This window comes from Arthrobacter sp. 10L424, assembly GCF_056395325.1.
In genome coordinates this window covers 85,545-112,437 of record NZ_JBFTJH010000004.1, presented here as the reverse complement: position 1 = coordinate 112,437, position 26,893 = coordinate 85,545, and the positions used below count along the sequence as shown (strand labels likewise).

Annotated in this window: 25 protein-coding genes; 7 read left to right on the top strand and 18 right to left on the bottom strand. The window is 68.0% G+C overall.

Going from position 1 to position 26,893, the window contains the following annotated elements; translation table 11 throughout:
- Positions 1-11: 11 nt before the first annotated feature.
- A complete protein-coding gene (locus AC1DC5_RS10245; RefSeq protein ID WP_441405503.1) occupies positions 12-1,076 on the top strand; it encodes an aminoglycoside phosphotransferase family protein in 1,065 nt (354 codons plus the stop codon).
- Here AC1DC5_RS10245 and AC1DC5_RS10240 read toward each other — a convergent pair.
- A complete protein-coding gene (locus tag AC1DC5_RS10240) occupies positions 1,073-2,500 on the bottom strand; it encodes a pyridoxal phosphate-dependent decarboxylase family protein (protein WP_476865049.1) in 1,428 nt (475 codons plus the stop codon). The two genes, AC1DC5_RS10245 and AC1DC5_RS10240, sit on opposite strands and share 4 nt — an antisense overlap.
- Before the next feature lie 206 nt (positions 2,501-2,706).
- Between AC1DC5_RS10240 and AC1DC5_RS10235 the strand changes: the two genes are divergently transcribed.
- The 3 genes from AC1DC5_RS10235 (at position 2,707) to AC1DC5_RS10225 (ending at position 5,278) form a co-directional block, all read left to right on the top strand.
- On the top strand, positions 2,707-3,849 hold the full coding sequence (locus AC1DC5_RS10235) for an ABC transporter permease (RefSeq protein ID WP_476865048.1): 1,143 nt from the start codon (positions 2,707-2,709) through the stop codon (positions 3,847-3,849).
- Positions 3,846-4,577: an ABC transporter ATP-binding protein gene (locus tag AC1DC5_RS10230; RefSeq protein WP_441405506.1), complete on the top strand. Its 732-nt coding sequence runs from the start codon at positions 3,846-3,848 to the stop codon at positions 4,575-4,577. Before AC1DC5_RS10235 ends, AC1DC5_RS10230 begins: the two co-directional genes overlap by 4 nt.
- Before the next feature lie 101 nt (positions 4,578-4,678).
- On the top strand, positions 4,679-5,278 hold the full coding sequence (locus tag AC1DC5_RS10225) for a TetR/AcrR family transcriptional regulator (protein ID WP_476865047.1): 600 nt from the start codon (positions 4,679-4,681) through the stop codon (positions 5,276-5,278).
- A 30-nt stretch (positions 5,279-5,308) separates the two neighbouring features.
- Here AC1DC5_RS10225 and AC1DC5_RS10220 read toward each other — a convergent pair whose 3' ends face one another.
- The 9 genes from AC1DC5_RS10220 to dxr form a co-directional block, all read right to left on the bottom strand.
- On the bottom strand, positions 5,309-6,103 hold the full coding sequence (locus tag AC1DC5_RS10220) for a sulfite exporter TauE/SafE family protein (RefSeq protein ID WP_441405508.1): 795 nt from the start codon (positions 6,101-6,103) through the stop codon (positions 5,309-5,311).
- A gap of 18 nt (positions 6,104-6,121) precedes the next feature.
- Positions 6,122-7,933: a proline--tRNA ligase gene (locus tag AC1DC5_RS10215; RefSeq protein WP_441405509.1), complete on the bottom strand. Its 1,812-nt coding sequence runs from the start codon at positions 7,931-7,933 to the stop codon at positions 6,122-6,124.
- 483 nt (positions 7,934-8,416) lie between these two features.
- Entirely contained in the window at positions 8,417-9,304 is an 888-nt protein-coding gene (locus AC1DC5_RS10210) for a GNAT family N-acetyltransferase (RefSeq protein WP_441405510.1), read from the bottom strand.
- Complete coding sequence (gene ispG / locus AC1DC5_RS10205) at positions 9,267-10,433, bottom strand: flavodoxin-dependent (E)-4-hydroxy-3-methylbut-2-enyl-diphosphate synthase (protein WP_441405511.1); 1,167 nt, start codon at positions 10,431-10,433, stop codon at positions 9,267-9,269. The genes AC1DC5_RS10210 and ispG overlap by 38 nt, the downstream gene beginning before the upstream one ends.
- A gap of 38 nt (positions 10,434-10,471) precedes the next feature.
- On the bottom strand, positions 10,472-10,765 hold the full coding sequence (locus tag AC1DC5_RS10200) for a YciI family protein (protein WP_441405512.1): 294 nt from the start codon (positions 10,763-10,765) through the stop codon (positions 10,472-10,474).
- Positions 10,766-10,939: 174 nt separating this feature from the next.
- Positions 10,940-11,434 carry a hypothetical protein gene (locus AC1DC5_RS10195; protein WP_441405513.1) on the bottom strand — a complete coding sequence of 165 codons (495 nt, stop codon included), beginning with the start codon at positions 11,432-11,434 and terminating at the stop codon, positions 10,940-10,942.
- The gene (locus AC1DC5_RS10190; RefSeq protein ID WP_441405514.1) at positions 11,410-12,216 is read right to left on the bottom strand and encodes a MarR family transcriptional regulator; all 807 of its coding nucleotides are present in this window, start codon (positions 12,214-12,216) and stop codon (positions 11,410-11,412) included. The genes AC1DC5_RS10195 and AC1DC5_RS10190 overlap by 25 nt, the downstream gene beginning before the upstream one ends.
- 252 nt (positions 12,217-12,468) lie before the next feature.
- Positions 12,469-13,800 (bottom strand): M50 family metallopeptidase, encoded by a 1,332-nt coding sequence (locus tag AC1DC5_RS10185; RefSeq protein WP_441405515.1) that lies wholly within the window; start codon positions 13,798-13,800, stop codon positions 12,469-12,471.
- Between the two features lie 18 nt (positions 13,801-13,818).
- Positions 13,819-15,003 (bottom strand): 1-deoxy-D-xylulose-5-phosphate reductoisomerase, encoded by a 1,185-nt coding sequence (gene dxr / locus AC1DC5_RS10180; protein ID WP_441405516.1) that lies wholly within the window; start codon positions 15,001-15,003, stop codon positions 13,819-13,821.
- Between the two features lie 144 nt (positions 15,004-15,147).
- Here dxr and AC1DC5_RS10175 point away from each other — a divergent pair, with 144 nt between their 5' ends.
- The gene (locus AC1DC5_RS10175) at positions 15,148-16,647 is read left to right on the top strand and encodes a lipase maturation factor family protein (RefSeq protein WP_476865046.1); all 1,500 of its coding nucleotides are present in this window, start codon (positions 15,148-15,150) and stop codon (positions 16,645-16,647) included.
- A 119-nt stretch (positions 16,648-16,766) separates the two neighbouring features.
- Here AC1DC5_RS10175 and AC1DC5_RS10170 read toward each other — a convergent pair whose 3' ends face one another.
- The 3 genes from AC1DC5_RS10170 to AC1DC5_RS10160 are packed head-to-tail and all read right to left on the bottom strand — an operon-like array spanning position 16,767 to position 19,850.
- The gene (locus tag AC1DC5_RS10170) at positions 16,767-18,299 is read right to left on the bottom strand and encodes a tripartite tricarboxylate transporter permease (protein WP_476865045.1); all 1,533 of its coding nucleotides are present in this window, start codon (positions 18,297-18,299) and stop codon (positions 16,767-16,769) included.
- Positions 18,292-18,813 carry a tripartite tricarboxylate transporter TctB family protein gene (locus tag AC1DC5_RS10165; protein WP_476865044.1) on the bottom strand — a complete coding sequence of 174 codons (522 nt, stop codon included), beginning with the start codon at positions 18,811-18,813 and terminating at the stop codon, positions 18,292-18,294. Before AC1DC5_RS10165 ends, AC1DC5_RS10170 begins: the two co-directional genes overlap by 8 nt.
- A gap of 2 nt (positions 18,814-18,815) precedes the next feature.
- The gene (locus AC1DC5_RS10160) at positions 18,816-19,850 is read right to left on the bottom strand and encodes a Bug family tripartite tricarboxylate transporter substrate binding protein (RefSeq protein WP_476865043.1); all 1,035 of its coding nucleotides are present in this window, start codon (positions 19,848-19,850) and stop codon (positions 18,816-18,818) included.
- 172 nt (positions 19,851-20,022) lie between these two features.
- On the opposite strand from AC1DC5_RS10160, the gene AC1DC5_RS10155 reads away from it, so the two are divergent.
- Both AC1DC5_RS10155 and AC1DC5_RS10150 read left to right on the top strand, forming a co-directional pair.
- Entirely contained in the window at positions 20,023-21,603 is a 1,581-nt protein-coding gene (locus tag AC1DC5_RS10155) for an ATP-binding protein (RefSeq protein ID WP_476865042.1), read from the top strand.
- Positions 21,600-22,334: a response regulator gene (locus AC1DC5_RS10150; protein ID WP_476865041.1), complete on the top strand. Its 735-nt coding sequence runs from the start codon at positions 21,600-21,602 to the stop codon at positions 22,332-22,334. Before AC1DC5_RS10155 ends, AC1DC5_RS10150 begins: the two co-directional genes overlap by 4 nt.
- Before the next feature lie 334 nt (positions 22,335-22,668).
- On the opposite strand, the gene AC1DC5_RS10145 is transcribed toward AC1DC5_RS10150, so the two are convergent.
- The 5 genes from AC1DC5_RS10145 to AC1DC5_RS10125 are packed head-to-tail and all read right to left on the bottom strand — an operon-like array spanning position 22,669 to position 26,860.
- Complete coding sequence (locus AC1DC5_RS10145; protein ID WP_476865040.1) at positions 22,669-23,502, bottom strand: HpcH/HpaI aldolase/citrate lyase family protein; 834 nt, start codon at positions 23,500-23,502, stop codon at positions 22,669-22,671.
- 4 nt (positions 23,503-23,506) lie between these two features.
- A complete protein-coding gene (locus AC1DC5_RS10140) occupies positions 23,507-24,055 on the bottom strand; it encodes a MaoC family dehydratase (RefSeq protein ID WP_441405524.1) in 549 nt (182 codons plus the stop codon).
- On the bottom strand, positions 24,052-24,813 hold the full coding sequence (locus AC1DC5_RS10135) for a 3-oxoacid CoA-transferase subunit B (RefSeq protein ID WP_476865039.1): 762 nt from the start codon (positions 24,811-24,813) through the stop codon (positions 24,052-24,054). Before AC1DC5_RS10135 ends, AC1DC5_RS10140 begins: the two co-directional genes overlap by 4 nt.
- A gap of 3 nt (positions 24,814-24,816) precedes the next feature.
- Entirely contained in the window at positions 24,817-25,656 is an 840-nt protein-coding gene (locus AC1DC5_RS10130; protein WP_476865038.1) for a CoA transferase subunit A, read from the bottom strand.
- A 40-nt stretch (positions 25,657-25,696) separates the two neighbouring features.
- Positions 25,697-26,860, bottom strand: a complete 1,164-nt coding sequence (locus tag AC1DC5_RS10125) for an acyl-CoA dehydrogenase family protein (RefSeq protein ID WP_441405527.1) — start codon at positions 26,858-26,860, stop codon at positions 25,697-25,699.
- Positions 26,861-26,893: the final 33 nt, after the last annotated feature.

Sequence of the window (26,893 nt, the reverse complement as noted above, 5' to 3'; positions counted from 1 at the left end):
CGCTGGATCCGATGAGCCAGACCGCAGACGTCCCGATCCCACCCGACCTCAGCCGCCGCTACTGCGGCAGCGCCACCGGCCGCGACTGGCTGGCGTCACTCCCCCGGCTGATCGAGCAGTCCCTCGACCGGTGGCAGCTCGAGCTTGACCTCGCTCCCGGTGAGCTGCCCTGGAACGGACACGGCGCCATCGTTGTCCCGGTGCGCCATCCGGCCGGCGCCGTTGCCGGCTCCCGCACCGGTGAACCCGCGGTCTTGAAGATCGCCTATCCGCACGACGAAGCCCTCGTGGAGCCGTATGCCCTGTCCCTCTGGAACGGGCACGGGGCTGTCCGGCTGCTGGCCCATGATGCCGGGGCCGGCGCGCTGCTGCTGGAGCGTCTGGACGCCGACCGCTCGCTACAGGACGCGCCGATGGACGTGGCAGTCCCGGTGTGGGCCGCACTGGTCCGCCGGCTGAGCCTGGTCCCGGACGGACAGCCGGACTGGGCGGAGTTCGGACACGTTGCGGCCCGGGCCGAACAATGGAGCGATGAGCTGCCGGAGACCTGGGAACGGCTGGGCCGGCCCTTCCCGCGCTGGCTGCTGGAAGCCGCGCTGGAGGTCTGCCAGACCCGAGGCGCCGTCGGCCGCCGCTCCGGCAAGGACGTGCTGGTCCATACCGACCTGCACTATCTGAACATCCTTGCCCGGCTCCCCCGCGACGAACCGGACCCCGGCGGTGAACCGGCCGGCGGCTGGGCCGCGATCGATCCGCAGCCCATGATCGGCGAGGCGGAGTTCGCGGTGGCGCCGTTGCTGTGGAACCGGATCCAGGAGCTTCCGCGGGCCGATCCCGCACGGGGCCTGCGGGAGCGCTGCCACGACTTCAGCAGTGCCGCCGGCCTCGACGCCGACGTCGCCCGGCAGTGGAGCCTGGCCCGCGAGGTGGAAAACGCCCTCTGGTACGCCGCCAAACCACGCCACAAGGGCGACCTCGCCCGTTCGCTCTGGGTGGCCAGCACGCTGGCCGGCCGGACCCTGCCGGGGCTTCCCGCACCGCACGAACTGCCGGCACCTGGGGACGCCGCCGGCTAAAGATGCTGCCTGCGGACCGCAGCCAGTGCATCCCGGACAGCGTCGACGGCGACTGCAACGTCGGCGTCGTCGGTGCTCCAGTTACTGACGGAGATCCGCAGGATATCCCTGTCCTGCCAGCGGGAACCGGACATCCAGACCCGCCCGTCGCCGATGATCCGCGCCGTCACCGCGCGGGTGGTGGCGTCGTCGCCGAAGGCCAGCGACACCTGGGTGTAGTCGACGTCGTTAAGCACCTCGACGCCGTCCAGCGCGGACAGCCAATCCGCGAGCTGCCGGGCGCGCAGCACGAGCCCGCGGACCTGGCCCGTGACGCCGTCCCGGCCCAGCGATTTCAGCGCGGCCCAGACCGGCACCCCGCGGGCCCGGCGGGACAGCTCGGGAACGGTCTCGAAGGGGTCCGCCGCGCCGTCCGCGTCCTGGATCAGGTAGCTGGTGTGGACGCCCATGGCTGCGCGCAGGGCCCGAGCGTCACGGACCACTGCGATCCCGCAGTCGTACGGGACGTTGAGGGTCTTATGCGCGTCAGTGCCCCACGAATCGGCCCCCTGCAGCCCGGCGGTCAGGGCGGCGAGCTCCGGGACGGCCGCGGCCCAGAGCCCGAACGCGCCATCCACGTGGACCCAGGCACCCCGCGCCTTTGCGACGGCGATTGCCTCCACGAACGGATCGAAGGCTCCGGAATGCAGGTTTCCAGCCTGCAGGCAGACCAGCAATGGCGCCGGGCGCGATCCCGCGGCCGACGCCTGTTCAACAGCGCGGCCCAGGGCACGGTCAAGTTCCCACGGGTCGATGCGGCCCTGCCGGTCCGCAGGGACAACGTCAGGCCGCCCCAGCCCGAGATACCGCAGTCCGAGATCGATGGTGTCGTGCCGTTCCTGGCCCACGAAGCAGCGGATCCGGGGCGCGCCGGCGAGGCCGTCGCCGTCGAGGTCCCAGCCGGAGTCGGCCATCAGCCGCCAACGCGCCGCTGCCAGGCCGGTGAAGTTCGCCATGGTGGCACCAGTGGCGAACCCGACGTCGGACTCCTCGGGGAGGCCCAGCAGCTCGAGGAGCCATTTGCCGGCGGCTTCTTCGATGGCCGCCGTCGCGGGCGTGGCGAACCGCAATCCGGCGTTCTGGTCCCAGGCGCTGACCAGCCAGTCCGCGGCCAGCGCGGCCGGAAGGGTCCCGCCGATGACCCAGCCGAAGAACCGTCCGGAGGGCATGGCCATCAACCCGGGTTCAGCCTTCGTCGCCAGGTAGTCCACCACTTCTGCGGCCGGCATTCCGTCCTGGGGCAGCGGACCGCCGAAGACTGCCGCCAGGTCCGCCGCGGTCACGCTGGGGCCGACGTGCCGGGTTTCCTGGCTCTCCAGCCACTGCCGTGCATGCCGGGCCGCAGCCTCCAGGGCACCTTCGTAGCGTTCTTCAGATGCTGACATAGCTGCATGCTACGCCCGCGGCGATGCGACGGGCAGGGCTGTTCGAACCTTCGTCGAACCGGTTCGGATGAAGCTGGGGGGTGGCGTCCAAAGTGCCGTCCGGCGCCGTGGATTTGAACGAATGGCCTTTTCCTGACAAGCTGTCGGCAAGATGTCGACATCGTGTCAGCAACCTTACCCGTTCATCCCTAAACCTAGGACTCCCAATGTTCCTTGCACTCCGCGAATTGATCTTCGCGCGTGGCCGCTTCAGCCTGATGGGCGGCGTGATTGCACTCATCGCCGTCCTGATGGTGATGCTCTCCGGCCTGTCCTCGGGCCTCGTCAACGACGGCGTGTCCGGCCTCAAATCGATGCCCGTGACCGCTTTCGCCTTCGACGAGGGCACCAAGACCGACAACGCCTTCTCCCGCTCCGTGATCGATGACCAGCAGCTCATCGCCTGGCGCGGCATCGAGGGCGTTGCCGCCGCCGAGAAGATGGGCGTTGGTATGGCCAATGCCACCACCGATTCCGGCAGGCAGATTGACCTCACGCTTTTCGGCATCGAGCCCGGATCCTTCCTGGAACCGTCCCGCTCTGCAGGTACCGGTCTCGGCGATACTGACGGCATTGTCGTGTCCTCGACCGCAAAGGCTGAAGGCATCAACCTCGGCACGGTGGTGACGCTGGACCGGATTGGCACGAAGCTTAGAGTTGTTGGCTTCACCGATGGGCAGGCAACGTTCGGACACGTCGATGTGGCCTACCTGCCCCTGAAAACCTGGCAGCTGATCGCCTCCGGCCAGGCCGCAGCCGGAGCCCCAAGCGCCGCGCAGCTGTCCGCAATTGATTTTGATACCGCCAGCGTCGTTGCCGTCCAGGCCAAGCCCGGCGCCAAGCCGGACCTTGCGGCCGGAGACAGTGCCGCCGGAACGTCCAGCAAATCCCTGTCCGCTGCCTTCAATGCATCTCCCGGCTATGAGGCCGAGACCATGACCCTCAGCATGATCCAGGTGTTCCTTTACGCGATCTGCGCTTTGGTGGTCGGCGCGTTCTTTACCGTGTGGACGATCCAACGCAAGCACGAAATCTCGGTGCTGCGGGCCATCGGGGCCTCGACCGGCTACCTGCTGCGGGACGGGCTGGCCCAGGCCGCCATCCTGTTGGTGGGATTCACCGCGCTGGGCGTGGCCGCCGGATTGGGCCTGGGCGCCGCCATGCCGGACGCCATGCCGTTCGCTCTCGAGGCCGCATCGATCGCCATCGCCACAGCTCTCACCATTGGCCTTGGCCTGATCGGTGCCGCCGTGGCCGTGGTGCGCATTTCCCGGATCGACCCGCTCAACGCCCTTGGAGGACAGCGATGACCAACCCCATGTTCCCGGCAGCCGGCGCAAGCCCCGCTGACACACTCCAAACCACCGGCCTGTCCATCCGCCACGCGGTGATGGAACTCGGCGACGGCGACACCCGGGTGAGAGCCCTGGATGACGTCAGCCTCGATGTTGCCCCCGGCGAGTTCCTGGCCATTGTCGGGCCGTCCGGTTCCGGCAAATCCTCACTGCTCGCCGTCGCCGGCGCCCTGGCAGCCCCTGATTCCGGAACGGTCACGGTGAACGGCCAGGACCTTTCCCAACTGCGCCAGGGCAAACGCGCTGCGTTCCGGCTGGCCAATATTGGCTTCGTCTTCCAGTCCGGCAACCTCATCCCTGCACTGACCGCAGCGGATCAGCTCAGGCTGGTCAACCGTCTCGCGGGCGGATCGAGGGCCTTCGACCCGATTGCCCTGCTGGAATCAGTCGGCATGGCCCACCGTGCGACCAACCGTCCCGGCCAGCTCTCCGGAGGCGAACGGCAGCGCGTCGGCATTGCGCGGGCCCTCGTCTCCGGGGCGAAACTGCTACTCGTGGATGAACCGACCGCGTCCCTGGACCGGGCGCGCAGCCGCGAAGTCGTAGAACTCCTCGCCCGGCAGAGCCGCGAGCACGGCGTCGCAACCGTCATGGTCACCCACGACCACGACGTCCTCGGCTACTGCAACCGCGTCGTCGAAATGGTGGACGGCCACTTAGGGGCCCCTGCCCCGGTCCGCTAACACGCACCACCCCGCGTACGACGACGGCGGCCTGCCCAGCAGGCCGCCGTCTCGCACCGTATCCTTGATGCGTACGTCAGTCAGTGTCAAAGGATCCCGCAATGCCCAGAATCAGTGCCGCCACCGTCGCGGAGCACCGCGCCGCACAGGAGCGCGCACTGCTGGACGCTGCCCACGAACTCCTGCAGGAAACTTCGGAAGCGCCGACCATGGCCGACGTGGCCGCGCGGGCCGGACTTTCGAGACCCAGCGTCTACCAGTACTTCGACTCCCGGCAGGACCTGCTCCAGGCCCTGGTCCGCGACATTTTCCCACGCTGGACCGAGCGCGTGACCGGCGCCATGGCCGATGCCCCCACCAAAGCGGACCGTATCCTGGCCTACGCTACGGCCAATGTGGATCTTGTGGCCGAAGGAGCTCACGCCGTCGGGGCAGCGTTGGCCGCGCTGGCCCCGGGTGCCGAACTCGACGAGCAAGCCACCCTGATGCACCGGCAGCTTCAGGAACCGCTCATAGAGACGCTTAGGGAGCTTGGGGTTGCGGACCCCGAGTCGCTGGCAGAGTTGATCAACTCCGTCGTTCACGCCGGCACGCGAATGCTCGAATCCGGGCAAACGCTTGAACGAGTCCACTCCCACCTCAGGACGCTGCTCGGTCCCTTCGTGACAGAACACCAAACCGCCGAAGCCACCGGCCGTTAGGTCCGAAGTGCTGGCCGGCGGGAGCGGCTGCTAGGCGAAGCTGTCCTGCCAGATGTCCGAGCCGAGTTTGACGATGAGCGCCCCGACCACGGCCAGGAACACGATACGGATGAACCTGCTCCCCTGCTTCACGGCCGTCCGGGCGCCGAGGTAGCCGCCGGCCATGTTCGAGGCGCCAAGGACCAGCCCGAGTCCCCACAGCACGGCACCGTGCGGGACGAAGAACAGCAGGGCGCCTGCATTGGTGGCCATGTTCACGATCTTGGCCTTGGCGCTTGCCTCGAGGAAGGCGTAGCCCATCGCCGAGACGAGCGCGATGATCAGGAAGGATCCGGTCCCGGGGCCGATCAGCCCGTCATAGAAGCCGATCACGCCGCCGATCAGGCAGGCCACGACGTAGTGCCGGTGACCCTCGTGGCGCAGCTTGGTCAGCTGGCCGACGCTGGGCTGGAAGGCAGTGAACAGCGCGACGGCGACGAGCGCCACCAGGATGATGGGCTTGAACACACTCGCCGGCAGGTTCGCCGCGAGGACCGCCCCGCCGTAACTCCCGGCCATGGCGATCACCGCCATGGGCAGCGCCGTGCGGAGATCCGGCCGCACCCGGCCGTAGTACGTGGCGGCGCTGGTGGTGGTGCCGAAAATCGACCCCATCTTGTTCGTCGCCAGCGCCTGCACCGGGCTGATGCCCGGCACCAGCAGCATCGCCGGGAGCTGGATCAGTCCCCCGCCCCCGACGACGGCATCGACCCAGCCCGCGGCGAAGCCGGCGACGACGATCAGTATGAGGGTGCTGAGCTCGATTGATTCGAGTCCGGAAACCACGCCCGCAGGTTCAGCGGGTTAGTGGTTGCGGACGGCGTCGACACAGAAGTCGACGGCCTTCTCAACGGCGATGTTCTCGGCTTCGCCGCTTCGGCGGTCCTTGATCTCGACGACCCCGTCCACCAGGCCGCGCCCGACGGCGAGGATGGTCGGGACGCCGACGAGCTCGGCGTCGCCGAACTTCACGCCCGGGGAAACCTTGGGGCGGTCGTCGTAGATCACGTCGAGGCCGGCGGCTTCGAGCTCGAGGGCCAGCTTCTCCGCGGCGGCGAAGATTTCCTCGCCGCGGCCAACGGCGACGACGTGGACGTCGGCCGGGGCGACGGCGCGCGGCCAGACGAGGCCCTTGTCGTCGTGGTTGGATTCGGCCAGGGCCGCGACGGCGCGGGTGACGCCGACGCCGTAGGAGCCCATGGTCACCACGACCTGCTTGCCGTTCTGGTCCAGGACCTTGAGCTCGAGGGCTTCGGCGTACTTGCGGCCGAGCTGGAAGATGTGGCCCATTTCGATGCCGCGGGCGGTTTCCAGCGGGCCGGAGCCGTCGGGGGCCTCGTCGCCGGCGCGCACCTCGGTGGCTTCGATGACGCCGTCCCAGCCGAAGTCGCGGCCGGCGACCAGTCCGAAGACGTGTTTGCCGGCCTCGTTGGCGCCGGTCACCCAGGCGGAACCGCTGACGACGCGCGGGTCCACGAGGTAGAGCAGCTTGGCGGCACCCTCGGCGCCGAGCAGGGGCGCGTCCAGGGACATGCCCGGTCCGAGGTAGCCCTTGACGATGAGGGGCTGCTTCTTGAGGTCCTCCTCGTTGGCGGCCTCGAGCGTGATTTCGCCGGCGATGGGCAGGAAAGACCCGATGTTCGCTTCCACGCGCTTGAGGTCCACGCCGCGGTCGCCCGGAACGCCGATGACGACGAGCTGGCGTTCCCCGGTGGGCAGGGTGACGGCGAGGACGACGTTCTTGAGGGTGTCGGCGGCCGTCCAGGCGCCGCCGTCGGCCTCGGCACGGGGCACCAGGACGTTGGCGGCGTCCACGAGCGTGTCGATGGTGGGGGTGTCCGGGGTGTCCCGGACCTCGGCGGCAGGGGCGTTGCTGAAGTCGATGTCCGCGGGGACCACCGTGGTGACGGCCTCGACGTTGGCCGCGTAGCCGCCGGCGGAACGGACGAAGGTGTCCTCGCCGATCTCCGTCGGGTGCAGGAATTCCTCGCTCTTGGAGCCGCCCATGGCGCCGGCGGTGGCGGACACCGGAACGACCTCGAGGCCCAGGCGCTCGAAGATCTTCAGGTAGGCGCCGCGGTGTGCCTCGTAGCTGGCGTCCAGGCCGGCGTCGTCGACGTCGAAGGAGTAGGAGTCCTTCATGATGAATTCGCGGCCGCGCAGCAGGCCTGCCCGGGGACGTGCCTCGTCGCGGTACTTGTTCTGGATCTGGTAGATGCTCAGCGGCAGGTCCTTGTACGAGGAGTACAGGTCCTTGACCAGCAGGGTGAACATTTCCTCGTGCGTGGGGGCCAGCAGGTAGTCGTTGCCCTTGCGGTCCTTGAGCCGGAAGATGCCTTCGCCGTACTCGGTCCAGCGGTTGGTGGCCTCGTAGGGTTCCTTGGGCAGCAGGGCCGGGAAGTGCACTTCCTGGGCTCCGATGGCGGACATTTCCTCGCGGATGACCGTCTCCACCTTGCGCAGCACGCTCAGTCCCAGCGGAAGCCAGGTGTAGATGCCCGGAGCGGCGCGGCGGATGTACCCGGCGCGGACCAGGAGCCGGTGGCTGGCCACCTCGGCGTCGGCGGGATCTTCACGCAGGGTGCGCAGGAACAACTTGGAGAGTCGAAGGACCACTGGGTATCTATCCGTTTCTGGGAAGGTGCGGGAAAATCAGCGAAGCTGTGAACTTAGGCTGTGGATCAGGAGAGCCGGAGTGACCGGCGCAAAAGCCTAGATACTAATCTACCGTCCGCCCGGACGCAGAAGAGCCACGTCATGACCGGTGGAAGCCCCTGGCCGAATCCGGCTGGTCATCCTGTCATGACGTGGCTCTGCGGCCCCCAATACCGCCAAATCTCTGGCTGTGGGCCCCTGGTGTTGCCCTCAAGGGCGTCTGCTACCCCGGCTGGTACTCCCGGGGAAACACGTGCCCATGCGACACGGCTAGCTCGAACTTATGTGACGCGGGGCACGAAAACAAGAGTCCGCATCCAGATATTTTTCAGGAAGCCACGTGTTACTGCTGGGGCGGGAGAATACTGCTGTTAATCGTCGCGTAACCCGACGGCCAAAAAGCCACTGCAGTCAAGAAAGGATTGCCGCTAAAAAGAACTGGCGTCAAAAAAGAACTGTGGCGAAGGTGCCCGCCTGGCGGAAGCCCACTCGTTCGTAGGTGGCGCGCGCCCGGGAGTTGAAACTGTTCACGTAAAGGCTGGTCACCGGGGCCCGGGTTTGGGCCAGAACGACGACGGCGGCCATGTACCCGGCGCTGAGGCCCTGTCCGCGGAGGGCCGGGTTCATCCAGACACCCTGCACCTGCGTCACCTCCGGAGTGACCGCGCCGAGTTCGGCTTTGAAGACCACCTCGCCCGCGGCGTCCAGGTGGACCAGCGAATGCCCCTCGCGAATGAGGCCCTTGACCCGGCGGCTGTAGTACTCCCGGCCGCCCAGGTACGGCGAATAGCCCACTTCCTCTTCGAACATCGCCGCGCACGCAGGCAGGATCTTGTCGAAGTCGGCCAGCTGGCCAAAGCCCAGCCGCGGATTCGGCGCCACGGCGGGCGGGCCGGAAATCGTCATCAGCGGCTGGTCGTCGCGGATTTCATGGGCCGCCTGGCCGAACTGTTCCAGCCCGGCATACAGGGCCAGGACCGACTCCGCCGGACCGAAGATCGAGGCGTACCGGCGGCCCGTGCTGTGTGCGGCCACCGCCACCATGCCGGCAAGCTCCGGGTCCAGCTGCACCGGCACCAGGTTGGCGCCGGCCCAGCACGCCCCCAGGAGGATGCCGCCGTCGAACACGCCAAGGATGCTGGCGCCGCCGGCAGTGGGGGCCGCCGAACCGGCGGTCTTCAGATGGGACAGGATAAAGACGTTGGCGACGGCGTCCTGCCGGGCCAGGTCCACAAGCTGGGAAGTGTCCGGGCCCCCGAGGGCCCGGACTGCGACGCCGGGAGCGGCGCCGTCCTTACGAGACGCTAACCACGGGGCTACCCTTGACAGCATCTTCGCCATCGGCCTCCCCCATCTCTTCAGCGATACGCATGGCCTCTTCGATCAGTGTCTCAACAATCTGGCTCTCGGGGACAGTCTTGATGACCTCGCCCTTCACAAAGATCTGGCCCTTGCCGTTGCCCGACGCGACGCCCAGATCGGCTTCGCGGGCTTCGCCCGGTCCGTTGACGACGCAGCCCATGACGGCAACGCGCAGCGGGATCTCCATGCCTTCCAGACCGGCCGTGACCTGTTCAGCAAGCGTGTACACGTCCACCTGGGCGCGGCCGCAGGACGGGCAGGAGACGATCTCGAGCTTGCGCGGGCGCAGGTTCAGCGACTGCAGGATCTGGTTGCCGACCTTGATCTCCTCCACCGGCGGGGCGGAAAGTGACACGCGGATGGTGTCACCGATGCCGCGGGACAGCAGCGCACCGAAGGCCGTGGCCGACTTGATGGTGCCCTGGAAGGCCGGTCCGGCTTCGGTGACGCCGAGGTGCAGCGGCCAGTCGCCCTGCTCGGCGAGCATCTCGTAGGCAGCGACCATGATGACCGGGTCATTGTGCTTGACCGAGATCTTGAAGTCATTGAAGCCGTGCTCTTCGAACAGTGAGGCTTCCCAGACGGCGGACTCCACGAGGGCCTCGGGGGTGGCCTTGCCGTACTTCTTCAGGATTCCGGGCTCCAGCGATCCGGCGTTGATGCCGATCCGGATCGAGGTGCCGTGGTCCTTCGCCGCGCGGGCGATTTCCTTGACCTGGTCGTCGAACTTGCGGATGTTGCCGGGGTTCACCCGGACCGCCGCGCAGCCTGCCTCGATGGCGGCGAAGACGTACTTCGGCTGGAAGTGGATGTCCGCGATCACGGGGATTTGGGACTTCTTGGCGATGATCGGGAGCGCCTCGGCATCGTCGGCGGACGGGCAGGCGACGCGCACGATGTCACAGCCGGACGCCGTGAGCTCGGCGATCTGCTGCAGGGTGGCGTTGATGTCCGTGGTGGGCGTGGTGGTCATGGACTGCACGCTGATCGGCGAATCGGAGCCGACGCCGACCGAGCCCACCTTGATCTGGCGGGTCTTGCGGCGCGGCGCAAGGACGGGGGGCGGTGCTGACGGCATTCCCAGGCTGACCGAGGTCACATGGACTCCTTGTATCGAAGTAGGTCTGGCGGGGTTGGTCAGGCGGCGTGACCGGCGAGGAGGCCGGTCAGGGGGGCCCAGACCATCGTGCGGGTACCGGAGATGGCGCCTGCGGTGGCGAAAGGATCCTGCTTGAGGAGCTGGTTCAGGGCCTGCTCGTCGGCGGCCTTGAAGATGAGGAGGGCACCGGCGCCGTCACCGTACGGACCGCTGGCGAGCAGCGTTCCCTCCTGGGCCAGTCCTGCGGTCCATTCGCGGTGTGCGGGGCGGGTGGCGTCGCGGACCTCAGAGGATTCGGCGCCGTATACGTACTCAACAGCAAAAACAGTCATACGGATACACTATCGCCCTGCCGGCCCGGTACCCATCCGGCGCCCACCGGGACACCGTGCGGGGCCGCGCTCCGGGGCGCAGCCGGGGACGCGCGGAGCCCCGCACGCGGCGGGACGGCGACGGGGCGGCGGGGTGGCGGGGCGACGGGGCGGCCAGCCCGCGTCGGGGTGGCGTCAGCTCAGGAAGAGCACTTTGGCCAGGGCCGCGACGCCAGCCGCCCACAGCAGGGACGTGAGGGTTCCGATGATGAACCGCTCCGCGGCGACCGGAGTCTCCTTCAACTCGGCAAAACGGCCCAGGCCCTTGATCGCAACCACGTAGGCGATAGCGACCGGTTCACCGGCGAGGATCGCAAGGCACACCGCCAGCCGTTCCAGCACGCCGATGATCGCGCCGCCGCGCAGGATCCGGACGCTGTTCACCGAGGCGCCCGCGGAGCCTGCTGCCAATGCCGCGGTGCCGGCGGCTGGAGTGGCTGCGGTGGGATCAGCGGCGGCCGAGGGGTCAACGGTGACGTCCGCCGCTGGATCGTTGGCCGGGTCCGTAGCGCGGGTGCCGGCGTCGGCCCGGTCGTCGATGGTCCGGGCGAGCCGGAAGACCAGCGCGGTGACGGGCCAGCCGACGAAGCCGGCAGCGAGCAGGGTCAGGGTGATCCAGAGGGCGTCCACCGATCTCCTTCTGTGCTGTCCCGCGGGCGGGAATCCGATTGCCGGGCCACTCCCGCGTCCCGGGCCCGGTCCGCAGGCTGCCCGCCGGCGTCGCCGTTTCCGGTGCCGTTTCCGGTGCCGGTGATTGTTCCGTGGGCGAAGGACAGCAGCATTTCCGCCGCCGGCCTCGCCGCCCATTCTTCCTGCCAACCGGAGCGCAGCAGTGCGCGGCTCACCGATTGTTCGGTGATTCCCAGTTCCTGTGCAGCGATTTTCTGCGTGCCGTGCGTGCCGGAGTGGCCCTGCTGCACCGAGCGCAGCGCATCCACGACCTTCCACTGGGCGGCCGTCCGGTCTTGGACGAGCCGTCCGATCAGCCGCAGCACCGCCTCGGCATTGGCGCAGGCGCGGGCGCCTGCTGATCCTGCGGGCGAGGGAGCCGCCTCTCCCCTGCGCAGCCCGCCGGAGACGACGGAGAACGGAACATGCGCTGACCCGGACTTTGCGTTCTCGACGGCCACACGCGCCGCCACGAAGGCCGGACCGGAACCTTCCCTCGGGCTGGCCGGCAGCGGCAGGTCCACAGCGCCCACTCCGATTCCCACGTACCAGCGGCCGCTCCGCAGGGCGTGCAGGGCAATCTCGACGACTTCGTCCGGACGCTCCACGACGCCCTGGACCTCGTCGCCCACTGAGCGCTCGAAGCGCCCGGCGGTGGACAAGCCGGCCAACTCCGCCAGGAGCCCGGGGACACGGTCTACGTCGGCGCTGCTGCCGCGCTGGTCGATCGTCATCACGTACATAGCCCCACCCTAAAGGGCTGATCTACGGGAATCAATCATTTTCAACTGATTACTGAAAATAAGACGAAATAAGCTGATAAGAGTAAATCATCGCAATCCGGTTCGCCCGGGCGGATTGGGCGGCCCCCGGCCCTCCGAGGTCGCCGGAAAGCTGCCAAATCGCCGTACAGTGTCGGCGAACTGGCAGCTTTCCGGCGATTTCGCGACTTCGACACAACGACGGCGGCCCCGGCAGGCCGGAAAGCCGCCGTGTCAGCCGAAGAGGTTGACCGGCTTGACGATGTCCGCGTAGATCAGCAGGGCGCCCATGCCCATCAGCAGCACTGCCACCACATAGGTGACGGGGAGCAGCTTGGCGATGTCGAACGCGCCGGGGTCCGGGCGGCCGAAGAGCTTGGCAATCCTGCGGCGCGCCCCTTCGTACAGCGCGCCGGCCACATGGCCGCCGTCGAGCGGCAGCAGCGGGATGAGGTTGAAGACGGCCAGGGCGAAGTTGAGCCCGGCCAGGAGCCCCACCAGGGTGGCCACCCGGGACTGCATCGGAACCTGCTCCATGGCGGCGACCTCGCCGGCCACCCGCCCCACGCCGACCACGCTGATGGGTCCGTTGGGGTCGCGGGGTTCCTCGCTGAAGGCTGCCTGCGCCACACCGGCCACACGGGCCGGAAGGTTCAGGACGACGCCGGCGATCTGTTTGATGTTCTCGCCCGCCATTGGCAGGACGGTCGACGCCGGCTGCGGCACGAGCGCGGTCTGCGCGCCGATGCCCAGGAAGCCGACGTCCTGGTACTGGAGGGTGCCGTCGGCGCTCTTGGCCTGCCGGCCGTCGTCGCCCACCACGGGCCGCGCGGAGAGGACCGGGGTGACGGTGGTGGTGACCGGGACGCCGTCGCGCTCCACCGTGATGCTGACCTGCTTGTCCGCGGAGGCGCGGATCCAGCCGGTGAGTTGATCCCAGCTGGTGACGGCCTTGCCGTCGAAGGAGGTGATGACGTCGTTGGGCAGCAGGCCCGCGGTGGCGGCGGGCGTGAGCTTGCAGTCGGCCGAGTTCGGGTCCACGGTTTCGCCGGCCTTGACCTGGCATTTGGAGACGTCGGCGATGGTGGTGGTTTGGGTGGCAATGCCGAAGCCCATCAGCAGCACGGCCGTCAGGGCGAGTCCGATGAGCATGTTCATGGCCGGGCCGCCGAGCATGATGATGATCTTCTTCCAGACCGGCAGCTTGTAGAAGACGCGGTTGGCGTCGGCGGGACCGACTTCCTCGTGCGCCAGGGAGCGGGCGTCTGAGGCGAGCGACTGGAACATGCCGGTGCTGGAGGTCCGGACGGTGCCGTCCTCCTTGTTCGGCGGGTACATGCCGATCATGGAGACGAAGCCGCCCAGCGGAATGGCCTTGAAACCGTATTCGGTCTCGCCCTTTTTGCGGGACCAGAGTGTGGGCCCGAAGCCGATCATGTACTTGGTGACGCGGACCTTGAAGAGCTTGGCGGGCAGCAGGTGGCCGACCTCGTGGAGGGCGATGGACACGGCGATGCCGATCGCCACAAAGACGACACCGAGGATAAAGAGGAGGACGGGGCTCATGCTTGAATCTGCTGCTTCCTAGACGCTTCTGAGGGCTAAACGTTCGTGGGTGCGGGCGCGTGCCCATCTTTCAGCATCCAGTACGGACTCCACCGTCAGCCCGGAGGAACCTGTGTGTTCGCTGAGCACCGCTTCGATGGTATCGACGATGTCGGTGAACCGGATCCGCCCGGCATGGAACGCCATCACGGCCTCCTCGTTCGCGGCGTTGAAGACCGCCGGGTAGGTACTCCCCTGCCTGGCGGCATCCTTCGCCAGCCCGACGGCGGGAAACGCCTCCGTGTCGAGCGGCTCGAAGGTCCAGCTGGTGGCCTGGGTCCAGTCGCACGGCCGGGCCGAGCCCGGAACGCGGTCCGGCCAGCCGAGGCCCAGGGCGATGGGCAGGCGCATGTCCGGCGGGGAGGCCTGGGCGATCGTGGAGCCGTCGATGAACTGGACCATCGAGTGGACCACGGACTGCGGGTGGACCACGACGTCGATCTTCTCCAGCGGGATGTCGAAGAGCAGGTGCGCCTCGATCACTTCCAGTCCCTTGTTGACCAGGCTGGCGGAGTTGGTGGTGACCATAAGGCCCATGTCCCAGGTGGGGTGCGCCAGGGCGTCCTGCGGGGAGACATCGTGCAGCTGCTCCCTGGTCTTGCCGCGGAAGGGACCGCCGGACGCCGTGAGGACCAGCCGGTCCACCTCGGCGGCGGAGCCGGAGCGCAGGCACTGGGCGATGGCGGAGTGTTCGGAGTCGACCGGGACGATCTGGCCTTCGCGGGCCGCGGCCTTGACCAGGGCGCCGCCGACAATCAGGGATTCCTTGTTGGCCAGGGCCAGGGTTGCCCCGGACTTGAGCGCCGCCAGGGTGGGGGCGAGGCCGATCGAGCCGGTGATGCCGTTGAGCACCACGTCGGCCTCGATTTCGGCGATCCGGGTGGAGGCGTCCGGGCCGGTGATGATCTCGGGCCGGTAGCCGGTCACTCCCGCCGCCCCGGCGGCGTCGTCGATCAGGTGCTGGAGGGCACCCGCATCTCCGGACGCGGTGCCGACGGCCCGGGCCCGGGTGTGGACGGCCTGCCGGGCCAGGAGTTCGAGGTTGCCGCCGCCCGCGCTGAGCGCCACGACCTCGAAAAGGTGCGGGGCGCCGTCGACGACGTCAATCGCCTGCGTGCCGATGGAACCGGTGGACCCGAGGAGGACGATCTTGCGCGGCTGCATGGTTCAAGTATCCCGCACCGCGTTCGTGCTCGGGTTCCCCATCGAGTTGACATGTCACGGCAGTGATCGCGCGCAACATTGCCGCGAAGTGTCCACTCGACGCCCGCCGTTGACGCCGCGGACCGCAGGCGTAACGTGGGGATCGTGGAGTGGACCGCCTGGTTCGACGCGCCGGAGTACGAGTTCGCCCGGCAGGTGCTGCAGCGCGGCATCGCCACCATCTACTTTGTCGCGTTCCTGTCCTCGCACAACCAGTTTCCGGCCCTCCTCGGCGAGCGCGGCCTGTTGCCGGTCCCGGATTTCGTGGCACGCTCCAGCCGGTACCGCCGGCCCACCCTGTTCAGTTGGCGCTACTCGGACCGGCTGCTGCGGGCCGTCTGCCGGGGCGGTATGGCGATCGCCGCCACGGCAATCCTGGGGCTGCCACAGCTGGGCCCTCCGTGGGTTCCGATGCTGGCGTTTCTGGCGCTCTGGCTGCTGTACATGTCGATCGTCAATGTGGGGCAGACGTTCTACGGCTTTGGCTGGGAGATGCTGCTGCTGGAGGCCGGCTTCATTGTGGCGTTCCTCGGCTCCGACCAGATTCCCCCGCCGCGGACCATCCTGATCCTGCTGGCCTGGCTGGTGTTCCGCCTCGAGTTTGGCGCCGGCATGATCAAGATCCGCGGCGGCCGGGAGTGGCGCGACCTCACCGCCCTGTACTACCACCACGAGACCCAGCCGATGCCGGGCCCGCTCAGCCGGCAGGCGCATCTGCTGCCCAAGGCGTGGCACCGGGTGGAGGTCCTGGGCAACCATTTCGCGCAGCTGGTGGTGCCGTTCTTCCTCTTTGCCCCGCAGCCGCTGGCCAGCGTGGCGGCGGGAATTGTCATTTTCACGCAGCTCTGGCTGGTGGCGAGCGGGAACTTCGCGTGGCTCAACTGGATGGCGATCCTGCTCGCCTTCGCCGCCGTCAGCGACCCGGTGGCGCATGCCCTGGTCCCGGCGATTCCGCTCGACTGGCACACCGCGGCGGCCGGCACGGGCGGGGCAGTTGCCACGGCGGGCGGGGCGGCAGCGACGGGTACCCAGGCGCCGGTCGCGTGGCTGGTGGTGGTCCTGGTCGCCACCGTGCTGCTCGTGGTGCTCAGCTACCGCCCGGCCGAGAACCTGTTCTCCCACGACCAGCTGATGAACGCCGCCTTCAACCGCTGGCAGCTGGGGAACACCTATGGCGCCTTCGGCACGGTCACGAAGCAGCGGATCGAAATCGCGGTGGAGGGAACCCTCGACGCCGAGCCCGACGAGACTGCGGACTGGCAGGAATACGGCTTCCGTGGCAAGCCCGGCGACGTCCGCCGCATCCCGCGCCAGTGGGCGCCGTATCACCTGCGCCTCGACTGGCTGATGTGGTTCCTTCCCCTGCGCACCGTGCACGAGCAGTGGTTCTACGCCTTCCTGGCCAAACTACTGGAGGCCGACCGCCCCACCCTGCGCCTGTTGCGCCATGACCCGTTCGACGGCGCCCGGCCCCGCTGGGTGCGGGCCCGCAGCTACCTGTACCGCTTCGCCACCCGGAAGGAATTCCGCGCCACCGGCGAGCGCTGGATCCGGATTCCGCTGTACGAGTCCATCCCGCCGCTATCCTTGCCGCCGGAGGACTGAGTCCCGTTGCCGGGGCCCGGGGCACGTTCTGCGGCCCACCGCACCACCGATCTGACGCAAATGGCCGGAATGGTGGTCACCATTCCGGCCATTTGTGGCGAATCAGGAGAGCGTTCTGCCTAGACGGACAGCTCGTCCTTCACCGGCGCAGCCTCCAGGGACGCCTGCCGGCGGCGGAGCCACCAGGAGCCCACGAAGATCAGTGCCATCGACACGTACACCACCACAGCGAACGGCGAGGAGAACAGGGCCGTGGGGTCGTTCTGGGAGAGCTGCAGCGAGCGCCGCAGCTGCACTTCGAACATGGGCCCGAGGATCATCGCCACCACCATGGGCGCCACGGGATAGCCGTAGCGTCGCATGAAGTAGCCCAGGATGCCCACCACCAGCAGGATGCCGACGTCGGCCGCCGCGAAGTTCACCGAGAAGGCGCCCAGGGCCGCGAAGACGAGGATGCCTGCGTACAGGTAGGGCCGCGGGATCTGCAGGATCTTCACCCAGAGCCCGACCAGCGGCAGGTTCAGCACCAGCAGCATCAGGTTGCCGACGTACAGCGAGGCGATCAGGGTCCACACCAGCGCGCCCTGGTTCTCGAACAGGAGCGGTCCGGGCTGGATCTGGTAGCGCTGGAACGCCGTGAGCATCATGGCCGCGGTCGCCGTCGTCGGAATTCCGAGCGTCAGCAGCGGGACCAGGACGCCGGCGGCAGCGGCGTTGTTCGCCGCTTCCGGCCCGGCGACGCCCTCGATGGCGCCCTTGCCGAACTGTGCCTTGTTCTCGCCCTTGGCGAGTTTCCGCTCAGCTGCGTAGGACAGGAAGGTGGAGACGTCCGCGCCGCCTGCCGGCACCGTGCCGATCGGGAACCCGATGAAGGTGCCCCGCAGCCACGGCTTCCAGGACCGTTTCCAGTCCTCCTTGGACAGCCAGGCGTTCTTGCCCTTGCTGACCGGGATGACCTCGACCGGGCCGTGCCGCAGCTTCGAGGCCACGTACAGGGCCTCGCCGAGGGCGAAGAGACCCACAGCTACGAGGACCATGTCGATGCCGTCCACCAGGGTGGGGTTGTCGAAGGTGAACCGCTGCTGCGCGGTGCTGTCGTCGATGCCGATCATCCCGATGAACAGCCCCAGGGCCAGCGACGCGAGGCCGCGGAGCACGGAGGCGCCCAGCAGGGCACCGACGGTGAGGAACGCCACCACCATCAGGGCCACGTAGTCCACGGGTCCCAGGCCGACGGCCAGTTCCGCGACGACGGGGGCCAGGAAGGACAGCAGCACAGTCGCGATGGTGCCGGCGATGAACGAGCCGATCGCCGCCGTCGCCAGTGCCGCCGCGCCCCGGCCGGCCTTTGCCATCTTGTTGCCCTCGAGCGCCGTGACGATCGAGGACGATTCGCCCGGGGTGTTGAGCAGGATGGACGTGGTGGAGCCGCCGTACATGCCGCCGTAGTAGATGCCGGCGAACACGATGAGCGCGGCCGCGGGATCCAGCGCGTAGGTGATGGGCATCAGCAGCGCGACGGTCATCGCCGGACCGATGCCGGGCAGCACGCCGACGGCGGTGCCGACGAAGACGCCGCCCAGGGCGTACAGCAGGTAGACCGGCTGCAGCGCCGTCGAGAAGCCCTCCAGGAGCATCATGAAGCTATCCATGGAAGAACGGCACCCCCTCAAGCAGCGGGCCCGGCGGCAGGGAGACGCCCAGCAGGCCGCCGAAGACGTACTGCAGCACGAGCGCCAGCACCACGGAAATGATGACCGCCTTCCAGAGCGGCTTGGCCTCCAGCGACCACGCCGCTCCGCTGAACAGCACGGCTGCGGCAATGGGCCAGCCGGCCGGTTCGATCAGGAAGATGTGGAGCACCACGAAGCCCACGAGTTTCGCCAGGGCCACCCAGTCGGTCTTGGCGGTGACGTCCAGGTCTTCGCTTTCCTCGGCCTGGCCCACCTTGCCGCGGAACACCTGGGCGACGATGCCGGTGCCCACGAGCACCAGCATGGTGCACACGATGTATGGAAAAGCCCGCGGGCCGATGCCGGTCTCTGACGGCGGGATCGGAATGGACCCCGCCGTCAGCAGGCCGGCTGCGCCCACGCTTACGAACACCAGGGCGAAGAGGATCTCCCCCGTGGGACGCTTGGCGGGCGTGCTGACTTGAACGGACATTGTTACTTGACCAGGCCAATCTCGGTGAGCGTGGTCTTGACCTTGGCGATGTCCTCGGTGAGGAAGGTCTTGAAACCGTCGCCGGCGAGGAAGGCGTCGTCCCAGTTGTTCTTGGCCAGGGTGGCCTTCCAGGCTTCCGTGGCGTGCAGCTTGGTGACAACCTCGGTCAGCTTTGCCTTCTGCGCGTCGTCGATGGAACCCGGCGCAACAACACCGCGCCAGTTGGTCAGCACGACGTCGACGCCCTGGTCCTTGAGCGGCTTGACGCCCGGCAGGGCCGGTGCCTCGGACGTGCCGGAGACGGCGAGCGCCCGGACCTTGCCGGCCTTGACCTGCTCGGCGTACTCCCCCACGCCGGAGATGCCGGCCTGGACCTTGTTGCCGAGCAGGGCCGCGATCGATTCGCCGCCGCCGGAGTAGCCGATGTAGTTCAGCTTGTCGGACTCGACGCCTTGGGACTTGAGGATCTGGCCGGCCAGGATGTGGTCCGCTCCACCGGCCGAGCCGCCGGTGATCGCCACGCCCTTGCCGTTGGCCTTGATGTCGTCCACAAGGTCCTTGACGGACTGGTACTTCGACGACGCCGGGACCACGAGGACCAGCGGCTCTTCGGTCAGGCGCGCAATGGGGGTGGTGTCTTCCAGCCGGGTCTTGGCGGCGTTGGTTTCCACGGCGCCCACCATGACGTAGCCCATCACCATCAGGGTGTTGACGTCCTTTTCGGTGGCGAGCTTGGCCAGGCCGTTCGTGCCGCCGCCGCCGCCGATGTTGCTGACCTGGGCGGAGGTGACGAGTTTGTTGGTCTGCAGGTCCTGCTGCATCGCACGGCCGGTCTGGTCCCAGCCACCGCCCGGGTTGGCCGGAACGATGATGCTCAGCTTCTTGATGGGGTCGGCTGCCGCGCCGCTCTGGCCGGCCGCCGCGCCGCTTGCACCACCGGCACAGGCCGACATTGCGAGGACGACGCCGGCCGCCCCGGCAGCGAGCGCAGCCCGGCGGGTGAAGCTGGACCGCGTGGAATTGGAAGGGGAGGTCATGGTTTCTCCTTGTTGAAATGTGACGCACGTCATCGGAATCACTTCCCAGAGACTAGGAGCGCCCCGGCCCGGGGGCCAGAATTTGGCCATAGAGGTAGTAGTGGTCATATTGGTCACAGCCCGGAGGCCGGGTTTGGCCGGTGAGGCGGCGGCCGGATGGGAAACTTGTGACATGGTTCACAGGATTCCCTTACGCTTCCAGCTGGTGGCGCTGCAGCTCGCCATCGTGCTGGCCGTCCTGACGGCGGTCGGGGCCGTGACCATCCGGATGCAGGAACAGCAGCTCAGGGACGCCTACAAAGGCAGGCTGATCGGCGTCGCTGAAAGTGTTGCCCGGCTGCCCTCGGTAGTGCAGGCTTTCGGGACACCGCATCCGGCCCAGATCATCCAGCCCATCGCCGAAGTCATCCGGCAGGCCTCGAATGTCACCTATGTGGTGGTGACGGACCGGAACGGGGTCCGGCAGTCCCACCCGAACCCGGCCGAAATCGGCAGGCCCGTTTCCACCGATCCGTCTGTCCCGCTGTCCGGCGAGATCTACGTCGGCACCCAGACAGGAACCCTGGGTGAGTCCTGGCGGGTGAAGGTTCCCATTTTTGACGGAACCGGCACTGTGATCGGCTCGGCCTCGGTTGGCGTGCTCGAAACCACCCTGGCCCAGGACCTCTACGAGGACCTGCCACAGCTGTTCGGCTGGCTCCTTGGGGCGGCGCTGCTCGGGTCGCTGGGGGCGATGTACATCTCCAAGCTCGTGTGGCGGCGGATCTACAAGCTGGAACCGGAGGAGATCGCCGCGCTCCTCGAGACCCGCGACGCGATGCTGCACGGCCTGGGCGAGGGGCTGGTCGCCGTCGACGCTGACGGGAAGGTGGCGCTGGTCAACGACGAAGCCCGCCGGCTGCTGGGACTGGGCGAGGAGATCACCGGGAAACCCGCCAGCGAATGCCTGGAACCCGGGATCCGGCGGATGCTGACCGCCGGGTCCGTTGCGGAGGAGCTGGTGCTCTCCGGGGAACGGATCCTGCTGGGCAAGGTCAACGCCGCCACCGTGGACGGCCGGGAGGTAGGCAAGGTGCTGATCCTTCGCGACCGCACGGAGCTCCACGCCGTCCTCCGCGACCGCGACGGGGCCCTGGACGTGACGCAGGCGCTCCGGGCACAGGCCCACGAATTCGCCAACAAACTGCACGTGATCTCGGGTCTCCTGGAGCTGGGCGAGCAGGACAAAGCCTCGCAGTACCTGGGCCGGAGCCACAGCGACGCCGCCTTCGTCAGCCGTCCCCTGGCCGCTGGAATCACCGACCATGACGTCCGGGCGCTGCTGATCGCCAAGTCCACCGTCTGCGCCGAGCGCGGCATCGAGATTCTGGTCAGCCCGGATTCGGCGTGCACCCCGGACGGGACCGGCGACGTCATCACGGTCCTGGGGAACCTGATCGACAACGCGGTGGACGCGGCGGGCTACGACAGCACCGTCGCCGTCCGGTTGGAGGAGTCCCCCGACGGCGGCCGCACCATCACGGTCGAGGACGACGGTCCGGGCGTCCCCGAACCGGAGCGGCAGGCCGTCTTCGAGGCCGGCGTCACCACCAAAGCAGCCGAGGGGATCAACAGCCGCGGCTTTGGGCTGGCACTGGTCCAGCGGGTGGCCCGGCGCCGGGGCGGCGGGGCGTCGGTGTCGCAATCCGCGCTGGGCGGCGCCTGCTTTACGGTGGTACTCAGGACAAAAGAGGCGGAACTACAAAAACAATGAGCCCCATTCGCACCCTCATCATTGACGATGACGTGGCAGTCGCCGGAATCCACCACGGATTCCTGCTGGCCCGCGGCGGCTTCGACGTCGTCAGCATGGCCCACACCGGACAGCAGGGCCTCGACCTGGCGGCGGAGCTGCGGCCGGAACTGGTCCTGCTGGATATCCATCTCCCGGACATGTCCGGCCTGGACGTACTCCGGCAACTCCGCGGCCGCCAGCAGGCCCTGGACGTCCTTGTCATCACGGCGTCGCGGGAGCTGGAGACGGTCCGCGGCGCCATGGCCGGCGGGGTGCTGCACTACCTAGTGAAGCCCTTTACCTCCCAGGCCCTCAACGAACGGCTCGACGAGTACCTGTTCCTCCGCCGTGAACTCGCCGCAGGTGGGGCTGCAGGGCCGCTGGACCAGGACAGCATCGACCGGCTCGTGGCGCCGACCCGCCGGGCCACAGCCGGGGACACCTTGGCCGGTCCCGTGGCTGACCCGGCTGCCGAGCCGATGTCGAGGCTGCCGAAAGGGCTGTCCCGGCCCACGCTGGACGCCGTCATCGAGGCGCTCAAGTCGAGCCCGGAGGACGTCTCGGCGGCCGGGATGGCGCTTCAGCTCGGGCTGTCCAGGGTCAGCGCCCGGCGCTACCTCGAGTATCTGGTCATCCACGGCTTCGCCCGGCTAACCCCCCGCTATGGCGCCGCGGGCCGGCCGGAGAACAGATACTTATGGAAGCGCTGAGCATGTCCATTCGTCGCCAATAAACCCCTCGCGGGACCCGGTCTCGATGCAATTGAGCACACCATCTGACGCAAGTGGCCACTAAACAACCTGCCAAAGCGGCCATTCGTGGTGAATCGACGAGGTTCAACCCCTGGTCCTACCCCCCGCCCGGTGGAGCACCAGAATGCCCGGCGGCACGGGCTCCGCACCAAAGTGCACCCATCTGACGCAAGTGGCCGCCAAACGACCTGCCCAAGCGGCCATTCGTGGTGAATGGCCGAGGTTTCACTCCGCGCAACATCGGGCGGCAGCCACACGCCGCGCCACAAAAACGAAAGCCGTAGCCCAGAAGCTAGCGGCCGGCCCGGCGGAGCGTGGATTCGGCGTGCTTGAGGATGGGGCCGTCGATCATCTTGCCGTTGAACTGGAACACACCGGAACCTGCCTCGGCGGCGGCGGCCAGCAGTTCGGCGGCCGCCTCGACCTCGGCTTCGGACGGCGCGTAGGCCCCGCGGACCACGGCCACCTGGTTCGGGTGGATGCAGGCCTTCGAGCCGAAGCCCGAGGCGACGGCGTCGCGGGCTTCGACGGCGAGGCCGTCCAGGTCCGGGATGTTGACGTAGACCGAGTCGACGGCTTCCTTGCCGAAGGCGCGGGCGGCCAGCAGCACGGCGGACCGGGCGTGCAGCGCAACCGCACGGTAGGCGCCGTCGTCCGTCCTGCTGGAGGTGCCGCCGAGCGAGGCGAGCAGGTCTTCGGCGCCCCACATCAGCCCGACCACATTGGGTTCGGCCGCGATGGCGGCGGCATTGACAACGCCAAGCGCCGTCTCGCAGAGCGCAATCACGCTGAAGCCTTCAAGCTCCTTGAGCTGGGCAGCGCTCTCGGCCTTGGCCAGCATGATGTGCCGGTAGGGGGTGTGCTTGAGACAGTGCAGGTCCTTCTCGAACTCCTCCGTGCCGGCAGGGTTGATCCGGACGATCGTGCGGCTCGGGTCCAGCTCGGGGACGTCCCCGGTGGCGCCGAGCTGGGCGAGGATGGCGCCGCGGGCCCGCTGCTTGTCCGCGGGTGCGACGGCGTCCTCGAGGTCCACGATCACCGCGTCGGAGCGCTCGGCCGCCTTCTGGTAGCGCTCAGGGCGGTCGGCAGGGCAGAACAGCAGGGCGGGGCCCATCAGGAAACTCATGGATCTATTCTGCCCTTTTGCGCGCGTTCTGGGCTTCGGAGTGCGCATCCCGTGTCCACATCAGGCAGCTGCGGGTGGCGAGGGCGACGACGTCGCCGTTCTGGTTCCGGCCGGTGTGCTTCATGGTCACAATCCCCTGGCCGGGGCGGGAGGAGGACAGCCGTTTCCCGGTCACCACCGTCTCCGTGTACAGCGTGTCGCCGTGGTACATCGGGTGCGGGAAGGACACGTCCGTGAGGCCCAGCTGCGCGATGATGGTGCCCTGGGTCAGCTGCGGCACGGACTGCCCCACCACCGTGGCCAGGGTGAACATGGAGTTCATCAGGCGCTGGCCGAACGGCTGCTCCGCGCTCCAGGCGGCATCGAGGTGCAGCGCCTGGGTGTTCATGGTCATGGTGGTGAAGAGGACGTTGTCCGCCTCGGTCACGGTCCGGCCGGGCCGGTGCGCGTAGACCACATCCTCTTCGAGTTCATCGAAGTAGAGTCCGCGCTGTTCAATGACGCGGGGCTCGACGGCGCGGGGTTCAGCCGCGTGCTGGGAATTCGTTGTCATACGGTCAGTTCCTGGTCTTCCTCGAAGAGTTCGGCGCCGGTGGCAGCCGCCACGTCCGCGGCCGTCACGTTGGGGGCAAGTTCGCGCAGTACCAGCCGGGACGTGCCGCCCTCCGTCACGACGTCGATCACCGCCAGGTCCGTGATGATGCGGTCCACACAGCCTTTGCCGGTCAGCGGCAGCGTACACTGTTCCACGATCTTGGGCCGGCCGTTACGGTCCACGTGCTCCATCATCACGATCACCTTCTTGGCGCCGAACACCAGGTCCATGGCGCCGCCCATGCCTTTGACCATCTTGCCCGGGATCATCCAGTTGGCCAGGTCACCGTTCCGGGCCACTTCCATCGCGCCGAGCACTGCGACATCCACGTGGCCGCCGCGGATCATGCCGAAGGAGGAGGCGGAGTCGAAGAACGCGGCGCCCTTGTTGACGGTGACGGTTTCCTTGCCGGCATTGATCAGGTCCGGATCCACCGCGTCCTCGGCCGGGTACGGGCCGACGCCGAGGATGCCGTTCTCGGAATGCAGGACCACCTCGACGCCGGCCGGGATGTAGTTGGGAATCAGTGTGGGCATCCCGATGCCAAGGTTGACGTACTGCCCGTTGTGCAGCTCCCGCGCCACCCGCGCGGCCAGTTCGTTGCGGGTCCAGCCTTTGCTCTCCACACCGGCGGGATGCCCGACGGCGGGGGGCCGGTATTCGTGGCGGACCGCTTCGGGACGGGGCGGCGCGCCCGGGAGGCTGTTGGATTCCATGGCCTAGGCTCCTGACTGGACTGTTGCTGGGACGGCGGCGGCAGGGGCCGAAGCTGCGGTGGCGGCAGGTGCGCTGCCGGCGGCGGACGCTGCGGCCAGCGCCACCGTCCGCTTCTCGATCCGCTTCTCAGCGCCGGGCGCGAGCACCACACGCTGGACGAAGATGCCGGGAATGTGGACGTGTTCGGGGTCCAGCTCCCCCGGCTCCACGAGTTCCTCCACCTCGGCGATCGTGACCTTCCCGGCCATGGCGCAGAGCGGGTTGAAGTTCATCGCGGTGGCGTGGAAGACGAGGTTGCCGTGGCGGTCGCCCTTCCAGGCGTGGACGAGGCCGAAGTCGGGGGTCAGCGATTCCTCCAGGACAAAGTCGGCGCCGTTGAAGCTGCGCACCTCCTTCGCCGCGGAGGCAATCGCAACGTTGCCGTCGGCGTCGTACTTCTGCGGCAGGCCGCCGTCGGACACCTGGGTGCCGACGCCGGCAGGCGTGTAGAACGCAGGGATCCCGGCCCCGCCGGCACGCAGCTTCTCGGCCAGCGTGCCCTGCGGGGTGAGGATCACCTCGAGCTCGCCGGCGAGGTACTGCCGGGCGAACTCCTTGTTCTCCCCCACGTAGGAGCTGATGGTGCGGCGGATCCGGCCGTCCTTGAGCAGGATTCCGAGCCCCCAGTCGTCGACGCCGCAGTTGTTGCTGACGGTTTCCAGGTTCCTGGTGCCGCTCTGGTGCAGCGCGTCGATCAGGGCCACCGGAATGCCGCAGAGCCCGAACCCGCCGACGGCGAGCGAGGCGCCGTCGTGGATGTCCGCAACTGCCTCGGCAGCGCTGGCCACAACCTTGTTAATCATCGTTGATTCCCTCTCTCGACGGTTGCGGCCAGCGGGCCGGTCAGAGCCCCAGTTCGCGGGCGATCAGCATCAGCTGGACCTCCGTGGTGCCCTCGCCGACTTCAAGGATCTTGGAGTCGCGGTAGTGGCGCGCCACGGTGAATTCGTTGATGAAGCCATAGCCGCCGAACACCTGGGTGGCGTCCCGCGCGTTGTCCATGGCTGCCTCGCCTGCGACCATCTTAGCGATGGCCGCCTGCGTCTTGAACGGCTTGCCGGCGAGCATCCGGGCGGCAGCGTCGTAGTAGGCCAGCCGGGCAGTGTGGGCGCGCGCTTCCATCCGGGCGATCTTGAACGCGATGGCCTGGTACTTGCCGATGTTCTGTCCGAACGCGCTGCGTTCCTTGGCGTATTTCACCGACTGGTCCACGCAGCCCTGGGCCGCGCCGACGGCCAGCGCCGCGATCGCGATCCGGCCCTCGTCCAGGATTGAGAGGAAGTTGGCGTAGCCGCGGCCCCGGGTGCCCAGCAGGTTTTCCTCGGGGACGTGGACGTTGTCCAGCGTCAGCGGGTGGGTGTCTGAGGCGTTCCAGCCGACCTTGTTGTAGGCCTTCTCCGCCTTGAAGCCGGGCGTGTCGGTGGGCACCAGGATGGTGGAGATTTCCTTCTTGATGCTGCCGTCCGGGCGTTCCTCCTGGCCGGTGACCGCGGTGACGGTGACGAGCTTGGTGATGTCCGTGCCGGAGTTGGTGATGAACTCCTTGTTGCCGTTGATGACCCATTCCCCGCCGCCGAGCTTGGCGGTGGTCTTGGTGCCGCCGGCGTCGGAGCCTGCTTCCGGCTCAGTCAGGCCGAAGCCGGCGAGCGCCTTGCCGGAGGCCAGCAGCGGCAGCCACTCCTGCTTCTGAGCCTCGTTGCCGAAGCGGTGGATCGGCATGGCACCGAGGGAGACGCCTGCCTCCAGGGTGATGGCGACGGACTGGTCCACGCGGCCCAGCTGTTCGAGGGCGAGGGCCAAGGCGAAGTAGTCGCCGCCCATGCCGCCGAATTCCTCCGGGAACGGCAGGCCGAACAGGCCCATTTCCGCCATCTGGGAGACAACCTCGTAGGGGAAGCTGTGTTCCTCGTCGTGCTTGGCGGAGACCGGAGCCACTACTTCATCGGCGAATTCGCGGACGGTGTTGCTGAGGTCCTGGTAGTCCTCGCTGAGTTCAAAATCCGGCATGGTGACTCCTTTGTCTGGAAATTCTGTTGGTGG

What these genes read in the sequence shown, in the direction of transcription:
- AC1DC5_RS10245 (WP_441405503.1), top strand. Translation starts at nt 12, where the DNA reads ATGAGCCAGACCGCAGACGTCCCGATCCCACCCGACCTCAGCCGCCGC.
- AC1DC5_RS10240 (WP_476865049.1), bottom strand. Translation starts at nt 2,500, where the DNA reads ATGTCAGCATCTGAAGAACGCTACGAAGGTGCCCTGGAGGCTGCGGCC.
- AC1DC5_RS10235 (WP_476865048.1), top strand. Translation starts at nt 2,707, where the DNA reads ATGTTCCTTGCACTCCGCGAATTGATCTTCGCGCGTGGCCGCTTCAGC.
- AC1DC5_RS10230 (WP_441405506.1), top strand. Translation starts at nt 3,846, where the DNA reads ATGACCAACCCCATGTTCCCGGCAGCCGGCGCAAGCCCCGCTGACACA.
- AC1DC5_RS10225 (WP_476865047.1), top strand. Translation starts at nt 4,679, where the DNA reads ATGCCCAGAATCAGTGCCGCCACCGTCGCGGAGCACCGCGCCGCACAG.
- AC1DC5_RS10210 (WP_441405510.1), bottom strand. Translation starts at nt 9,304, where the DNA reads ATGCTGTCAAGGGTAGCCCCGTGGTTAGCGTCTCGTAAGGACGGCGCC.
- AC1DC5_RS10200 (WP_441405512.1), bottom strand. Translation starts at nt 10,765, where the DNA reads ATGACTGTTTTTGCTGTTGAGTACGTATACGGCGCCGAATCCTCTGAG.
- AC1DC5_RS10190 (WP_441405514.1), bottom strand. Translation starts at nt 12,216, where the DNA reads ATGTACGTGATGACGATCGACCAGCGCGGCAGCAGCGCCGACGTAGAC.
- AC1DC5_RS10185 (WP_441405515.1), bottom strand. Translation starts at nt 13,800, where the DNA reads ATGAGCCCCGTCCTCCTCTTTATCCTCGGTGTCGTCTTTGTGGCGATC.
- dxr (WP_441405516.1), bottom strand. Translation starts at nt 15,003, where the DNA reads ATGCAGCCGCGCAAGATCGTCCTCCTCGGGTCCACCGGTTCCATCGGC.
- AC1DC5_RS10170 (WP_476865045.1), bottom strand. Translation starts at nt 18,299, where the DNA reads ATGGATAGCTTCATGATGCTCCTGGAGGGCTTCTCGACGGCGCTGCAG.
- AC1DC5_RS10165 (WP_476865044.1), bottom strand. Translation starts at nt 18,813, where the DNA reads ATGTCCGTTCAAGTCAGCACGCCCGCCAAGCGTCCCACGGGGGAGATC.
- AC1DC5_RS10160 (WP_476865043.1), bottom strand. Translation starts at nt 19,850, where the DNA reads ATGACCTCCCCTTCCAATTCCACGCGGTCCAGCTTCACCCGCCGGGCT.
- AC1DC5_RS10155 (WP_476865042.1), top strand. Translation starts at nt 20,023, where the DNA reads ATGGTTCACAGGATTCCCTTACGCTTCCAGCTGGTGGCGCTGCAGCTC.
- AC1DC5_RS10150 (WP_476865041.1), top strand. Translation starts at nt 21,600, where the DNA reads ATGAGCCCCATTCGCACCCTCATCATTGACGATGACGTGGCAGTCGCC.
- AC1DC5_RS10145 (WP_476865040.1), bottom strand. Translation starts at nt 23,502, where the DNA reads ATGAGTTTCCTGATGGGCCCCGCCCTGCTGTTCTGCCCTGCCGACCGC.
- AC1DC5_RS10140 (WP_441405524.1), bottom strand. Translation starts at nt 24,055, where the DNA reads ATGACAACGAATTCCCAGCACGCGGCTGAACCCCGCGCCGTCGAGCCC.
- AC1DC5_RS10135 (WP_476865039.1), bottom strand. Translation starts at nt 24,813, where the DNA reads ATGGAATCCAACAGCCTCCCGGGCGCGCCGCCCCGTCCCGAAGCGGTC.
- AC1DC5_RS10130 (WP_476865038.1), bottom strand. Translation starts at nt 25,656, where the DNA reads ATGATTAACAAGGTTGTGGCCAGCGCTGCCGAGGCAGTTGCGGACATC.
- AC1DC5_RS10125 (WP_441405527.1), bottom strand. Translation starts at nt 26,860, where the DNA reads ATGCCGGATTTTGAACTCAGCGAGGACTACCAGGACCTCAGCAACACC.